Source organism: Kitasatospora phosalacinea (genome assembly GCF_030268885.1).
GTDB lineage: Bacteria > Actinomycetota > Actinomycetes > Streptomycetales > Streptomycetaceae > Kitasatospora > Kitasatospora phosalacinea_C.
Genome location: NZ_BSSA01000037.1, coordinates 43,779 through 58,061, shown reverse-complemented (window position 1 = coordinate 58,061; position 14,283 = coordinate 43,779). Strand labels below are relative to the sequence as shown.

The 14,283-nt window shown below is 71.4% G+C and carries 12 protein-coding genes; 9 read left to right on the top strand and 3 right to left on the bottom strand.

Annotation, left to right across the window (positions count from 1 at the left end; all coding sequences use genetic code 11):
- Nucleotides 1-31 precede the first annotated feature (31 nt).
- The 6 genes from QSK52_RS34650 to QSK52_RS34625 all read left to right on the top strand — a co-directional run bounded on the left by QSK52_RS34650 (nucleotide 32) and on the right by QSK52_RS34625 (nucleotide 5,089).
- Nucleotides 32-1,036: an NAD(P)/FAD-dependent oxidoreductase gene (locus tag QSK52_RS34650; protein ID WP_285740223.1), complete on the top strand. Its 1,005-nt coding sequence runs from the start codon at nucleotides 32-34 to the stop codon at nucleotides 1,034-1,036.
- Nucleotides 1,037-1,041: 5 nt separating this feature from the next.
- Nucleotides 1,042-1,362 (top strand): ferredoxin, encoded by a 321-nt coding sequence (gene fdxA, locus QSK52_RS34645; protein ID WP_285740222.1) that lies wholly within the window; start codon nucleotides 1,042-1,044, stop codon nucleotides 1,360-1,362.
- The gene (locus QSK52_RS34640) at nucleotides 1,359-2,165 is read left to right on the top strand and encodes a 2-keto-4-pentenoate hydratase (protein ID WP_285740221.1); all 807 of its coding nucleotides are present in this window, start codon (nucleotides 1,359-1,361) and stop codon (nucleotides 2,163-2,165) included. The genes fdxA and QSK52_RS34640 overlap by 4 nt, the downstream gene beginning before the upstream one ends.
- Nucleotides 2,162-3,115 (top strand): acetaldehyde dehydrogenase (acetylating), encoded by a 954-nt coding sequence (locus tag QSK52_RS34635; protein ID WP_285740220.1) that lies wholly within the window; start codon nucleotides 2,162-2,164, stop codon nucleotides 3,113-3,115. The genes QSK52_RS34640 and QSK52_RS34635 overlap by 4 nt, the downstream gene beginning before the upstream one ends.
- Nucleotides 3,112-4,125, top strand: a complete 1,014-nt coding sequence (gene dmpG, locus QSK52_RS34630; RefSeq protein WP_285740219.1) for a 4-hydroxy-2-oxovalerate aldolase — start codon at nucleotides 3,112-3,114, stop codon at nucleotides 4,123-4,125. Before QSK52_RS34635 ends, dmpG begins: the two co-directional genes overlap by 4 nt.
- Nucleotides 4,126-4,252: 127 nt before the next feature.
- Nucleotides 4,253-5,089: an alpha/beta fold hydrolase gene (locus tag QSK52_RS34625; protein ID WP_285740218.1), complete on the top strand. Its 837-nt coding sequence runs from the start codon at nucleotides 4,253-4,255 to the stop codon at nucleotides 5,087-5,089.
- Between the two features lie 147 nt (nucleotides 5,090-5,236).
- On the opposite strand, the gene QSK52_RS34620 is transcribed toward QSK52_RS34625, so the two are convergent.
- Nucleotides 5,237-6,787, bottom strand: coding sequence for a carboxylesterase/lipase family protein (locus tag QSK52_RS34620; protein WP_285740217.1), 1,551 nt, complete (start codon nucleotides 6,785-6,787; stop codon nucleotides 5,237-5,239).
- 616 nt (nucleotides 6,788-7,403) lie between these two features.
- Between QSK52_RS34620 and QSK52_RS34615 the strand changes: the two genes are divergently transcribed.
- Together QSK52_RS34615 and QSK52_RS34610 are read left to right on the top strand one after the other, a co-directional pair.
- Nucleotides 7,404-8,759, top strand: coding sequence for a tyrosine-type recombinase/integrase (locus QSK52_RS34615; protein WP_285740216.1), 1,356 nt, complete (start codon nucleotides 7,404-7,406; stop codon nucleotides 8,757-8,759).
- Between the two features lie 668 nt (nucleotides 8,760-9,427).
- A complete protein-coding gene (locus QSK52_RS34610) occupies nucleotides 9,428-10,585 on the top strand; it encodes a tyrosine-type recombinase/integrase (protein ID WP_285740215.1) in 1,158 nt (385 codons plus the stop codon).
- 475 nt (nucleotides 10,586-11,060) lie between these two features.
- Here the strand turns inward: QSK52_RS34610 and QSK52_RS34605 are convergent, their stop codons facing one another.
- Nucleotides 11,061-12,434 carry a serine hydrolase domain-containing protein gene (locus QSK52_RS34605; protein ID WP_285740214.1) on the bottom strand — a complete coding sequence of 458 codons (1,374 nt, stop codon included), beginning with the start codon at nucleotides 12,432-12,434 and terminating at the stop codon, nucleotides 11,061-11,063.
- Nucleotides 12,435-12,539: 105 nt separating this feature from the next.
- Between QSK52_RS34605 and QSK52_RS34600 the strand changes: the two genes are divergently transcribed.
- Nucleotides 12,540-13,235 (top strand): TetR/AcrR family transcriptional regulator, encoded by a 696-nt coding sequence (locus QSK52_RS34600; protein ID WP_285740213.1) that lies wholly within the window; start codon nucleotides 12,540-12,542, stop codon nucleotides 13,233-13,235.
- Here QSK52_RS34600 and QSK52_RS34595 read toward each other — a convergent pair.
- Nucleotides 13,204-14,049, bottom strand: a complete 846-nt coding sequence (locus tag QSK52_RS34595; protein WP_285740212.1) for an amidohydrolase family protein — start codon at nucleotides 14,047-14,049, stop codon at nucleotides 13,204-13,206. The two genes, QSK52_RS34600 and QSK52_RS34595, sit on opposite strands and share 32 nt — an antisense overlap.
- Nucleotides 14,050-14,283 lie beyond the last annotated feature (234 nt).

Genomic DNA, 14,283 nt, shown 5'->3' with positions numbered 1-14,283 from the left:
GAACCACCCCGTCCTTCCTACGCTCGCGGACATGAGCCAACCCACCGACGACACTGGCGTCCTGACCACCGACGTGCTGATCATCGGCGCCGGTCCGGCCGGCCTGTACGGCGCCCACTGCGCCGGCTTCCGCGGCCTGTCCGTCACCGTCATGGACGTCCTGCCGCAGCTCGGCGGGCAGATCAGCGCGATGTACCCCGAGAAGCCGGTCTTCGACATCGCCGGATTCCTGTCCGTACGCGGCCGCGAACTGGTCGACGGTCTCGTCGCCCAGGCCCGGCCGTACTCCCCGCGCTACCTCCTGGGCCACCGGGCCACCGAGTTGACGCACGACGCCGACGGTCTGCCGGTCGTCCGCAGCGACCGGGGAGCGACGGTGCGGGCCGGGGCCGTCGTGATCACGGGCGGCGTGGGGACGTTCACCCCGCGCCCGCTGCCCGCCGGCGAGGAGTTCCTCGGGCGCGGGCTGGAGTACTTCGTGCCGGACCCGTCGGTGCACGCCGACAAGGACGTGGTCGTCGTCGGGGGTGGTGACAGTGCCTTCGACTGGGCGGCCCTCCTCGCGCCGCTCGCCCGGTCGGTCACCCTCGTGCACCGCACGGCCCGTTTCCGCGCCCACGCGGCGTCCGTCGGAAAGGTGCGCGCCCTCGGCGTGGACGTCGTCACGGACAGCGAGGTTAGCCGGCTCACCGGCTCGGACCGGGTGGAGCAGGCGGAGATCCGGCACCGCACGACCGGCGCGACCCGACTCGTCCCGGCCGCGACCGTGGTCGCCGCACTCGGGTTCCTCGCCGATCTCGGGCCGCTGCAGCACTGGGGGCTCGACCTCCGGGCCCGGAAGATCGGCGTCGACACCCGGATGGCGACGAACCTGCCCCGGGTGTTCGCCGCGGGCGACATCACCGACTACCCCGGCAAGGTCCGCCTCATCTCCGTCGGCTTCGGCGAGGCCGCCACCGCCGTCAACAACGCGGCAACCGTCATCGACCCGGAGGCGGACCTGTTCCCCGGGCACTCCACCGACAAGGAGCACTGAACAGCATGGCGTACGTCATCGGCGCGTCCTGCGTCGACATCATGGACCGGTCCTGCATGGAGGAGTGCCCGGTCGACTGCATCTACGAGGGCGCACGCAAGCTCTACATCAATCCGATGGAGTGCATCGACTGCGGGGCCTGCGAGCTCGCCTGCCCCGAACAGGCGATCACGGTGGACCGGAAGGCGGACCCCGAGTTCCGTGAGGACAACCGGCGCTTCTTCGTGGAGGTCCTGCCCGGCCGCGACGGAGCGCTGGGCTCCCCCGGCGGGGCGACGCCACTCGGACCGGTGGGCGTCGACACCCCGCTGGTGAGCGCCCGGTGACCGCCGCCGAGGTCGTGAAGGCCGCCGACGCCCTGCTCGCCGCCGAACGCACCGGCCGGCCCTGCCCCCCGGTACGGTCCCTGCTCACCGAGGGCGACACCGACGCCGCGTACGGCGTCCAGCGCCTCAACGTCGAGCGCGGCCTGACCGCCGGACGCCGAGTCGCCGGACGCAAGATCGGCCTGACCTCCGCCGCCGTGCAGAAGCAACTCGGAGTCGGACAACCGGACTTCGGCACTCTCTTCGCCGACATGGCCGTCCCCGACGGCGGCACGGTCCCGGCCGGGCTGCTCATCCAGCCGAAGGTGGAGGCGGAGGTCGCGCTCGTGCTGGCCTCGGACCTGCCGCACCGCGACTGCACGGTGGCGGACGTGATCCGCGCGACCGACTTCGCACTCGCCGCACTGGAGATCGTCGACAGCCGCATCGCCGCCTGGGACATCACCATCGTCGACACCGTCGCCGACAACGCCTCCAGCGGCCTCTACGTCCTCGGCGGCACGCCCGTACCGCTGTCGGGCCTGGACCTGCGCGACGTGCGGATGACGATGACCCGCGACGGCGCGGCGGACCCGGTGTCCGAGGGCACGGGCGCCGACTGCCTGGGCGGCCCGCTGAACGCGGCCGCCTGGCTCGCCTCGACGCTGGCCGCGGCGGGAGACCCGCTGCGCGCCGGGGACGTCGTGCTCACGGGAGCGCTCGGCCCGATGGCCGTCGCCGGGCCCGGGGACCGCTTCGAGGCCCACATCAGCCGACTGGGCCGCATCAGCGTGCGGTTCGCACCGGAAGGAGTCACCGAATGAGTGCCGCGGACGGCCGGACGAAGGTCGCTGTCATCGGTTCCGGGAACATCGGGACCGACCTGATGATCAAGGTGCTCCGGCTTTCCGGGACACTGGAGATCGCCGCGATGGCCGGCATCGACCCGGACTCGGACGGACTGGCCCGCGCCCGCCGCCTGAAGGTCGCCACCACCCACGAAGGCGTCGAGGGCCTGGTGAGGATGGCGGAGTTCGCGGACGTGGAGTACGTCTTCGACGCGACCTCCGCCGGAGCCCACCGCCACCACGAGGACGTGCTGCGCCCGCTGGGCCGCACGCTGATCGACCTGACCCCGGCGGCCGTCGGCCCGTACGTCGTGCCACCGGTCAACGGGGACGCCCACCTGAGCGCCCCGAACGTCAACATGGTCACCTGCGGCGGCCAGGCCACCATCCCGATCGTCGCCGCCGTCAACGCGGTCGCCCCGGTGCACTACGGCGAGATCGTCGCCTCCATCTCCTCCCGCTCCGCGGGACCCGGCACCCGCGCCAACATCGACGAGTTCACGGAGACGACCGCCTCCGCCGTCGAACGGGTCGGGGGCGCCGCCCGCGGCAAGGCGATCATCGTTCTCAACCCGGCCGAACCCCCGCTCATCATGCGCGACACCGTGCACTGCGTCGTCCCCGCGTGCGCCGAGGAAGCCGTCACCGCCTCGGTCGAGGAGATGGTCGGCCGCGTCCAGGCGTACGTGCCGGGCTACCGCCTCAAGCAGAAGGTGCAGTACGAGGCGGTCCGTCCCGGCGACCCGCTGCACGCCCTCACGCCCGCCGGGACCGGCGAGGCTCTGAAGGTGTCCGTGTTCCTCGAAGTCGAGGGCGCCGCCCACTACCTGCCCGCCTACGCGGGGAACCTCGACATCATGACGTCGGCCGCGCTCCGCACCGCGGAGCGGATGGCCGCGCACCGCACGACGGAGGGCACCAAGTGACCAGTCTCTACGTCCAGGACGTCACGCTCCGGGACGGCATGCACGCCGTCAAGCACCGCTACACCACCGACCAGGCCCGCACCGTGGCCGCCGCCCTGGACGCCGCCGGGGTCGCCGCGATCGAGATCGCGCACGGCGACGGCCTGGCCGGGTCCAGCGTCAACTACGGCGTCGGCGCGCACACCGACTGGGAGTGGATCGAGGCCGTCGTCGACGCCACGAGCACCGCGGTCCCCACCACCCTCCTGCTCCCCGGCATCGGCACCATCCACGACCTCAAGCAGGCCCACGCGCTCGGCATCCGCTCGGTGCGCGTCGCCACGCACTGCACCGAGGCCGACATCGCCGCCCAGCACATCGCCGCGGCGCGGGAGCTGGGCATGGACGTCGCCGGCTTCCTGATGATGTCCCACATGGCCGAGCCCGCCGAACTCGCCCGTCAGGCCAAGCTCATGGAGACCTACGGCGCGAACTGCGTCTACGTCACCGACTCCGGCGGCCGCCTGACCATGGACGGCGTGCGCAGCCGGCTGCGCGCCTACCGGGACGTCCTCACCCCCGCCACCGAACTGGGCATCCACGCCCACCACAACCTCGCGCTCGGCGTCGCCAACACCGTCGTCGCCGTGGAGGAGGGCGCCACCCGGGTCGACGCGTCCCTGGCCGGCCAGGGGGCGGGGGCGGGCAACTGCCCCCTGGAAGCGTTCGTCGCGGTCGCGGACCTGCTGGGCTGGGAGCACCACTGCGAGCTGTTCCCGCTGATGGACGCCGCCGACGACCTCGTCCGTCCGCTCCAGGACCGTGAGGTGCGCGTGGACCGCGAGACGCTGAGCCTCGGGTACGCGGGGGTCTACTCCAGCTTCCTGCGCCACGCGGAGGCGGCCGCCGCCCGCTACGGCCTGGACACCCGCACCATCCTCGTCGAGGTCGGGCGGCGCGGAATGGTCGGCGGCCAGGAGGACATGATCACGGACGTGGCCCTCGACCTGACGGCACGGAACGCCGAGTGAGCCGGGTGCAGCGCCACCGCGCACCGAGGACCGGGGCGCCGTCGCCCGGCACGCCCCCCTCCAGCCGCCCCCGTCGTGGCCTTCGACGGCTCGGTGTTCCCGGCCCCGTGACGAAAGCGACCCGCCCGTGACGCACACCAGAGACACGACGCGCACGAACACCCTGCGCAAGGGCTACGCGCCCAGCCGCTTCGGCCAGTTGCACTACGTGGAGTGCGGCGACGGCGAGCCCGTGCTGATGCTCCACCAGACGCCCCGCTCCTGGACGGAGTACCGCGACGTGCTGCCCCTCGTCGGTGCCCGGTACCGGGCGATCGCGATGGACACGCTGGGCTACGGGGCCTCCGCGAAGCCCGAGGGACCCCATTCCGTGGAACGGTTCGCGGACGGCGTCGGCGACCTGGTCGAGGCGCTCGGCCTCGACCGGTTCCACCTCGTCGGCCACCACACCGGCGGAGTGATCGCGGTCGAGGTCGCGGCCCGCCTCCGGGAGCGGGTGGCGAGCCTGGTGCTGTCGGCGACCGCGTTCGTCGACGACGCGAAGCGCAGCGGTGCGAACGGACACGGGCGCGTCGACCACGTCGACGCCAAGGCCGACGGTTCGCACCTGCGGGAGCTGTGGGACCGGCGGCGCGGCTTCTACCGACCGGGACAGGAGGAGTCCCTGACCCGGTACGTCATCGACGCGCTGACCGTCCTCGACCGGGTCGAGGAGGGGCACGAATCCCTGCGCCGCTACGTGATGGAGCCCCGTCTGCCGCGCATCACCGCGCGCACCCTCGCCGTCTGCGCCCCGCACGACCACTACGCGCTGCCCTCCCTCGCGAGGTTCGGGGCCGCGCTCGGCTGCGAGACGCGCGTGCTGTCCGACGGGCACGTGGCCGCACCGGAGCAGGTGCCGGCGGAGTTCGCCCGGACGGTCCTCGACTGGGTGGGCCGCCACCAGGACCTCCCTCTCACCTGAGTGAGGCCCGGCGCCCTTCCCCCGCAGAGGCGGACGTCCGGGCACCTGACCGGTGCCCGGACGTCCGCCGAACGGCTGGGCCGAGGGCTCGGGCGTGCCGCGGGGGCGGCACGCCCGTCAGCTCAGCGCCGCGTCACGGCCAGGAGTTCAGCCGATGCCGTTCCAGAAGCCGCACCGGTGGTCGGACCGGTACGCGGCACCGGCGATCGCGGTGCTGCCCCCGGGGCGCAGCGACATCAGGCGGCCGCTGCGGTACGACGGCCACCCGCTCTGAGCGGCGGCGTGCGCGTCGGGGGATCCGGTGCGGACGAACGCGCCCCAGTAGCCGGTCATCTCCGTCGCGAGTCGCTGCTGCACCGCCGTGAACTGCTTCGACAGGGGTTCGCCGCCGCTTCCGAGGCCGGCCCAGATGTAGGGGAGTTCCGACCCGTGGGCGGCGCCGGCGCGGAACCCGGGCAGCACGCCGGAGAGCCCCGACGGGGCGTCCTGGTCGTCGAACTCGTAGAAGTACGTGCGCGCCTGCCGGTCGGCGAACCTCTGCGCCAACTGCTGCGCCGGGCAGCCGCCGAGGCCGATCATGTAGCCGCTGTCGGTCCACACGTCGCCGATCGCGTACGTGCCGGTGTAGGGGCTCGGGTAGGAGCCGAAGGGGTAGCGGGCGAGCACGGCATCGGCGCGGGAGCCGTACTCGTCGCGGACGGCCTGCTGGTACTGGGCCTCGGTCGCCGTGGAGAAGGAGAGGGCGAACGAGCGTGCTTCGTCGCGGTTGACGCCGATCAGCAGGGGGACGTCGTTGTAGCGGCCGGAACCGAGTGCGCTGCTCGGGGCGAGCGGGAGTTCCGGTGTCCCCGAGGTCGGCAGGAGGGTGCCGGCGCTGTCGGCGAGGCGGTTGGACGCCGCCAGGAGGTCACTGCCCGAGCGGGCGCGCAGGCAGGTGACCACCGTCGCGGCCTCCGTGCAGCCGACCGCCTTCGCGTAGGCCGTGCTCCGCGTGACGGCCTCGGCCTGCGTGAGGCTCTCGCAGACACCGCTCTCGATGATCGCTTTGTCGAACAGGCCGCCCGCTTGCGGTGACGCGAGCAGCCCGCACACCGAGATGCCTCCGGCGGACTCACCGGCGATGGTCACCCGGCCGGGGTCGCCGCCGAAGGACGCGATGTTGCGCCGGGTCCACTTCAGGGCCGCGATCTGGTCGAGCATGCCGTAGTTGCCGTCGCCACCGGAGCCCAGACCGGGCACGTTGAGGTAACCGAACACGCCGAGCCGGTAGTTGATGGACACGACCACGACGTTCTGGCTGTCGGCGATCTGCGAACCGTCGTACTCGTTGCCCGAACCGTTCTTGAGCGAGCCGCCGTGGATCCACAGGAGCACCGGGAGGTTCCGGTGCCGGGCCTGCGCACCCGTCGGCGTGTAGACGTTGAGGTACAGGCAGTCCTCGCTGCCGGTGGGCCCCGCCCCGAAGCCGCCCGCCTGCGCGCACTGGGCCGCGTACTCGGTCGCCGGCCGCACGCCCGACCACGGTTCGGCCTGCTGCGGCGGCTGCCAGCGCAGGTCGCCGACGGGTGCGGCCGCGTAGGGAACACCGAGGTACTGGTCGGCGGCCTCGGCGTGCTTGCCCAGGAGCCGGCCGGTGTCGGTCGAGACGACGAGTCCGCCGCCGTCCGCCGCAGCGGTGGCGATCGGCGTGCCGACCACCGTCATGAGGGACGCGGCGACGAGCGCCGTCAGGCCGACACGCAGCCCTGGACGCCGTTGTCCGGTTCCGCGTCTGGAGAAACCCAGCATGTCATCCCCTTCGTGAGGAGCTAAGCGGGATAGGGAGAGAAGCAGGTGCGCGGGGCAGCGCATCACCAGGGGCCGCCCGGCGCCAACACCACCGGTCCGTTCACCGGACCCTGCGGCCGTGTGCACCGCCCTCCGGGACCGCAGGTCCCCGGCCGTTCGGGGGTGGCGGTCGACGCCCCGATCACCACTGACGGGCCCGGACTCCGGACGGAAGACCCCCGTCGCGCCCATGGGCACCGGGATGACAGTGAGGCCGCCCGACGGCACCGGCCGCGCCGGCGGCGAAGACCGCCCTCGCACAGGACCGGGACACCGGTTCGGAGACCGACCCGCAGGGCGCCGACACCGTCCGGACCGTCGCACACTCGGGACGAAGGATGAGAACCTGCGACCCCTTGCCGCTGGTCAAGGGAGATCCGCAGGTCAGGCACCTCTTTCTGCCCTGGTGGTCGCACGGTGGTCGCAGCAGAGGAGCACACTGGGAAGGGCAGTCCCTCGCGCACCCGGCTCTTTCGAGGCGATCACCATGCGCACCCCCGCCCCTACCCCTGTTCCTGACCGCGGCCGTGTCTACCGGCGCTGCGGCTGCCGCGACGCCGACCGCCGCCAGCTCGGCACCCGCTGCCCGCGCCTGGTCGATCCCGGCCACGGCAGCTGGGCGTTCGCCGTCGACGCCCCCTCCCTGGACGGTCGCCGACGCACCCTGCGCCGCGCCGGATTCCCCGACGAGATCGAAGCGCGCATCGCACTCCGCAAGTTCAACCAGTCCCTCGCCCTCGGGTTCATCGCCGACCCGCGGCAGAAGACCGCCGACTACCTGTACCGGTGGCTCGACGAGAAAGCCCTCCACCGCAAGGCCACCACCATGGCCCGCTACCGCGACTACGTCGAAAAAGACCTCATCCCCGCCTTCGGCGACATCCCCCTCGACGACCTCGACCGCCAATACCTACGCGCCTACGTCACCGCCCAACTGAACGCCGACCGCGGCAAGGTGACCGTCTACCGCATCATGGCGACCCTCTCCAGCGCCCTGACCAGCGCCGTCGACAACGACCGCCTGACCCGCAACGCCGCCAAACCCCCACTCCTACCACGCCCCGCCTCCCCAGCCAGGCGACTGTGGACCGAAGCCCAGACCGTCCGCTTCCTGCAATTCACCCGCGCCACCGACCCCCTCTACGCCGACCTCGCCGAACTCATGCTCGACACCGGGCTACGCAAAGGCGAAGCACTCGCCCTCCACTGGGACGACATCCACCAAGCCGAAGGCGTCCTGTTCGTCCGCCACACCCTCTCCGCCGTCGACAACAACCAGCTCGTCCTCACCACCCCGAAAACCCCGCACAGCAGGGCCTGGGTCGCCCTCTCCCACCGCGCGGCCGCCGCCCTCGACGACCGCGCCGACACCGGAACCTTCGGCCGTGCCGCCGACCCCACCGGCTACGTCTTCCACCGCCACGGCCGCCCCCTGCACCCCAAGAACGTCCTCGACCACTTCCACCTGCTCTGCGACAAAGCCGGCGTCCCCCGCACCGCCCTGCACGACCTGCGCCACCTCGCCGCCAGCTTCGGCCTCGCCGCAGGCGTCCCGCTGCCCATCATGTCCAAGACCCTGCGCCACCGGACCCTGTCCACCAGCGCCAACATCTACGCCGAACTCACCCCCCGCGCCGCCCGCGCCGGCGCCGACGGCATCGCCTGGATCCTCGACAACGCCGACCGCGAAGAACTCGGTACCCCCGTCTGCCGCACCCGCCGCCCCGTACGCCAGCACCCCCGCCCCCACCGGCCACGCCCCGCCAACCGCACCCCGCGCCTCGACGACCCCACCGAGAACTGGCCCATGTGGTCCGGCCACCACCATGCGACCACCACCTGACACGGCAACAGAAAGAGCCGGCACTCGGTTTCCCAAGTACCGGCTCCCACAACCGACTTCACAGTCGGGACGACAGGATTTGAACCTGCGACCCCTTGACCCCCAGCGGTCAACTTGGCTTGCAGAAAACAGAGTTGGGCGACGAGTGCTACTCGTATGGCGCATGGAAGCGGACGGAGGCTCAACTGTGACCATGGCCAGAGATGTCCAACTGCGTCCACATGTGTCCACCGGCGGCCATCAGCGGCCAAAACAGCTGGTCCCAAAATGGTCCCAAGGCCCGGCCCGGGGCTCGGACACGCGGAGTAACGGCCCTCCGCCAGCCGCCCACTACCTGCCGGAGATGTCTGCCGAGACCCCGGCCTGCGGGTTCACCTGTTGCGCGGCCTCCACGACGCGGATCGGAAGCACCTACCCATCGGTCACGTGCCGTGATCTCCCGTTCGGTGTGTCGTCTGGCGCGTGTCGCCGCCGCCCGGCCACGGTGTGCTTCGCGCCCGGTCCCGTACGCCCTGCCGAAACGCCGAACAGAGCGGCGAACCTTGGTGCCGGAGAGCACCGAGTGCGAGGAGGGGTTCATGGGACAGCGTCCCCAGCGGGGCAGGGTGTACCGGCGGTGCGGCTGCTCAGACAGCAACGGCAAGCAACTCGGGCCTTGGTGCCCACAGTTGGCCGCGGACGTGAAGCACGGGAAGTGGACGTACTGCGTCGACCTCGCCCCCGACGAGGGACGGCGCCGCACCCGCCGGCGGGGCGGCTTCGCCTCCCGCGCCGAGGCCGCGCGGGAGATGGCCGCGGTCCTGGACGGCGAACTGCGCGGAGTCTACGAGAACCGGCGCACCACGGTGGCCGGCTTCCTGCGGGAGTGGCTCGCGGCGCGGAAGAGCGAGCTGGCGCCGAACACCTACGCCGGGTACGCGGACTGTGTGGAACGGGACCTGATCCCGGCGTTCGGCCGGCACCGGCTGCCGGATCTGCGCCCCCAGCACATCGAGGACTGGATCCGCGCCCAGCAGGAGGCCGGCCGCGGGCGCGTGACCGTGTACCGGGTGATGGCAACACTGCGCAACGCGCTGAACGCGGCCGTCCGATCATGGCGGCTGCGCTACAACCCCGCCAAGTACGCCGTCCCGCCCAAGCCCCGCGCCGCGGAGCGCACCTGCTGGACCCCTGACGAGGCGGCCGCGTTCCTGCGGCACAACAAGGAGCACTACGCCGACCAGCTCACCGACCTGTTCGAGGTCATGCTCGGCACCGGCATGCGCCGCGGCGAGATCCTGGCCCTGCACTGGTCCGACGTCCACCTCATGGACCGCAAGCTCTACGTCCGCTGGACCCTCGCCGCCATCAACAACGCGGAGATCCGCTTCGGTGAGCCCAAGACCGAGGCCAGCCGCGCCTGGATCAGCCTCTCCCCCAGAGCCATGGCAGCCCTCCACCGCCAAGCCGCGATCCAGATGAACGCCCACCCTGACGGCCGGCTCGAAGGACTCGTCTTCCCCCGCCCCGACCGCCAGCCCCTGCGCCCGCAATGGCTGTTGAACCAGCTCCGCAAACGCACTGCCGAACTCGACCTACCGAAGATCGGCCTGCACGACCTGCGCCACACCGCCGCCAGCATCATGATCGCCGAGAACGTCCCCATCGCCGTCATCTCCAAAACCCTCCGACACACCACCCTCGCCGTCACCATCAACCTCTACGGCCACCTCCTCAAGGACTCCGCCGACCAAGCCGTCACCGCACTCAGCAGCGCACTCGATCGCGCCGACAGCAACCGAAGCCAACAGGAACGCCACGCTTCGCCTGTGCAATCAGCGGCTTGACGCAACAGGCAGCTGGCCGCCCGCTACTGCGGTTCGGAAGGACCGGCTCGGAGCACCGAGTCCAGGTGCCGGAAGGCTCCGAAGCCGGTCCCGCTGCGGGGCCTCGCATTGCCCGGTTCAGGTCCCCGTCGCCCCTCCGTAGCCGTGTTCCAGGTCGCGACGACCGGTCTCGTGTCTTGCCGACCTGCCGTGGAAGGGACTCCCGCCCGGGGCGTGGGCTGGAGGCATGGACGGAAGCCTGATCAGTCCGTGCCGGGCTGGACGAGCTTGAACGCCAGGCGCGCTGGGGCGTGTTGGGCTGCTCGGCGGATGCACAGCGGGACAGGTGTCGGTGTACAGGCGGGTGTGCACCACTCCGTACGGATGGGAGTGCACCGGCATGGCGGCGGAGAGGGGTCGTGTTCGTGAACCGACCGTTGTCGGCTCGGGGTGCCGACGGGGGTGGCTGCTCGGCACCGCCCCTGCCTGCGCTGGATCAGGACGCTGGCGTGATCCGGTGGAAGAGGCGGCCGGCGAGGTCGACACCTGTGACCGTGCCGTCGACGTCGCGGGAGAAGTAGCCGCGCTGCCCCTTGAGGCCGCCTTCGGTGACGACGTACTCGTCGCCGCCGGGCAGGAAGCCGATGTCCGCGGCCGGGTGGTCCGGTGGCATTTCCTCGTCCGACGCCCCACGGATCTCCGGCTTTATCCCGACCGCCAGAGTGAGGCGGGTGCCGTCGGTGGCGATGTCGAGGTTCATGGCGTCGATCTCGTAGCGGCCGACGACCTGCTGGGCCTGCGCCTCGTCGTACGGGACCGGTTCCACCGTCTTCTCCAGGACGCCGAGACAGTGCTCGAGCGCCCACCGCACGACGGACTGGTTGAAGGGGTAGCCGTCCGGGCCGGCGTTGACCAGGCAGACCACCGAGAAGTCGCGCTCGGGAACGATGAGCAGCTCGGCGAACTGGCCGTTGCCGGAGCCGCCGTGGCCGATGGCGTGCAGGCCGTCGAGGTCGTGCAGGAACCAGCAGATGCCGAAGCCGTCGCCGAGCGTGCTGGCGCGCAGCCCGACGGTCTGCTTCCGCATGCGGTGCAGTTCTGCGGTGGGCAGTACTCCTTGGCCGTCGCCGAGGTGGAACCGGGCCCAGCGCAGCAGATCGCTCGCCGTGGAGGCGAGGCCGCCGCCGGGGTTGTCGGCGCGTGCGCCTTCCTTGAACGCCGCCCAGGGTCGGGCGGGGCGTAGTTCGCCGTCGTCGCCGCGGTTGTGGCCCACGGCGAACTTGCGGACCATCACCTCGGACAGGCCGTACACGGTGTCCGTGAGGCCCAGCGGTTCCAGGACGAGCGAGGCCATGGCCTGCTCGAAGGGCAGGTTCGTGACCTTCTCGATGATCCGGCCGGTCAGGTTGTACCCGGCCTGGCTGTAGGAGGCGCGGGTTCCGGGCGGTGCGATCAGCGGCAGTCGGGGCAGTTTCGCCACGAGCCCGGCCAGGGAGCGGTCGCCCTCACCGTCGTCGATCAGGTTCCAGTCCAGGCCCGAGGTGTGGTTGAGCAGGTTCAGGACGGTGATCTGCGCTGCGGCTTGCTCGTCGGCGAGTTCCAGTTCGGGGACGTAGCGCCGTACCGGTGCGTGAAGGTCCACCTTCCCCTCGGCGACGAGACGCATCAGCGCGGTTGCGGTGAAGGTCTTGGACACCGATGCCAGGGGGAACAGGGTCCTCTCGTCGACCGGCATCGGGTTGCTGAGGCTCGTCACGCCGTGCGAGGCGTAGATCTCCCTGCCGTCCGAAAGCACTCCGACCGCCGCACCGGGAACGCCGAACTTGGCGGCCTGCGCCTTGACGAACTCCGACAGCTTGTCCTGCAGCACTGCTTCCCCCTCCGCATGTTTGAACTAAGTGCAAGAGCAGCGTAGACAGCCGCTCGAACAAAGTGCAAGACTCATCATGAACTAAGTGCAAGTAAGGTGGTGGTCATGCCCCGTGACACACTGACCGCCGACCGGATCGTTCATGCGGCCATCGAGCTGCTCGACGAGGAGGGACTGGACGGCCTGAACATGCGGAGCCTGGCGAAACGGCTCGGCTCGGCCGCCACGGCCGTCTACTGGCACATCAAGACCAAGGACGACCTGGTCAGACTCGCCAGCGATGCGATCTGGCACGAGGTCGAGGCTCCCGATCTCGCCACCACCGACTGGCGCACGGCCGCCACCGCGCATGCCACCGGCATGCACGCCATGCTCACCCGCCATCCCTGGCTAGTCCAGGCATTCGGCAGCCACTTCCTGCACGGACCCGGCCAGGCCCTGCACAACGACCTCAGCCTCGCCATCTACGAAGAGGCGGGCTTCACCGCCGACGACGCCGACCAGGCGGCCGCCACCGTTCTCACCTTCGCACTCGGCAGCGCGCTCGGCCCCGCCGCACAGGTCTCGCTGAACCGCCGGCTGAGCCGGAACGGCACGGACGCCGAACGGCTCATGGCCGACGCGATGACACGCGCCACCGAGACCGCCGCGCAGTTCCCCCGCCTGCGAGCACGCCTCGGCACCCCGGCCGCCACGGAGTACGCCGCGGCGCCGGACAACACCTTCGCGTTCGGCCTCCAGTCCCTCCTCGACGGCTTCGAGGCACGACTCACCGGCGAACGCACCGGCCGGCGCGAGTGACCGCCCCTAACAACATCCGCCCACCCCGCCCGCTGTCCCTCCGCCACTTTCCCGTCAGCACCGGAGCAGGGCCAGGCGGGAGAGAACGTGACGCCGACGCGCCTGAGCGGTGCACACACCCCCGTACGTGGTGGCGCACTCCCGCGAGTTCGGAGACAGCCGGCGGGGTGGGCGGCGGGACCGGGCGGGTGGTCGCCAGCCGGGGGAAGAGTGCTTGGGCGTTGGTGCGGTTGACGGCCGTGAGTGTGCCGGGGTCGACGCCCGTGTCGAGGCCGTTGGCGAAGTACTGCCCGGCGGGGGTGGGGGCGAAGGGCCAGCCGCTGCCGAACAGGACGTGTCCGGGGCGGGCGAAGGCGAGGAGGGTGGGCAGGGCGGCCGGGCTGGAGGACAGGGCGGTGTCGAAGTAGAAGGAGCGGAAGTCGTCGAGGACGCCGAGCGGGCTGCGCGCGGTGTCGTTGGCGAGGGTGACGGCCATCCGGTGGGAGGCGTAGGGGAGGAAGCCGCCAGCGTGGCTGAGGATGAAGCGGATGTTCGGGTAGCGGCGCAGGATGCCGTTGCGGACCAGGAGGTAGGCGGCCCTGGTGGTGTCGAGCAGGAAGTAGGCGGCGAAGGCCGGGATGCCGCTGACCGGTTGGGCGGGTAGTTCGGCGGGGTGGACGAAGGCCACCGCGCTGCGGTCGTCGAGCGCCTGCCACAGGACGTCCTGGCCGTCGGCCCCTGGGTAGGTGCCGTGGTTGTTGGCGAGCAGGGGGTGTTCGCCGGCCCGGGCGTCTACCGGGGTGGCGAGCAGGGCTCGCCTGTCGTCGCCTACCACGTGCTCGCCAGCGCCCTCCGGGACAGACCGGGCCGGGTACGGATGGTGCTGGTGGCAGAAGACCCTCGGCGCAAGGCGGAGTCGGAGCAGCGCATCGCAGCCGCGGCGCGTTCCCGGCAGTTGCGGTCGGGACGCCTGGATGTTCGGATCGGCCAGGGCAGTTGCCATCCCGTCCTCCTGGAGGGACTGACCCGCACGGACAGCATGCGCCGACCGATGTTCGTCCTCCTCGAC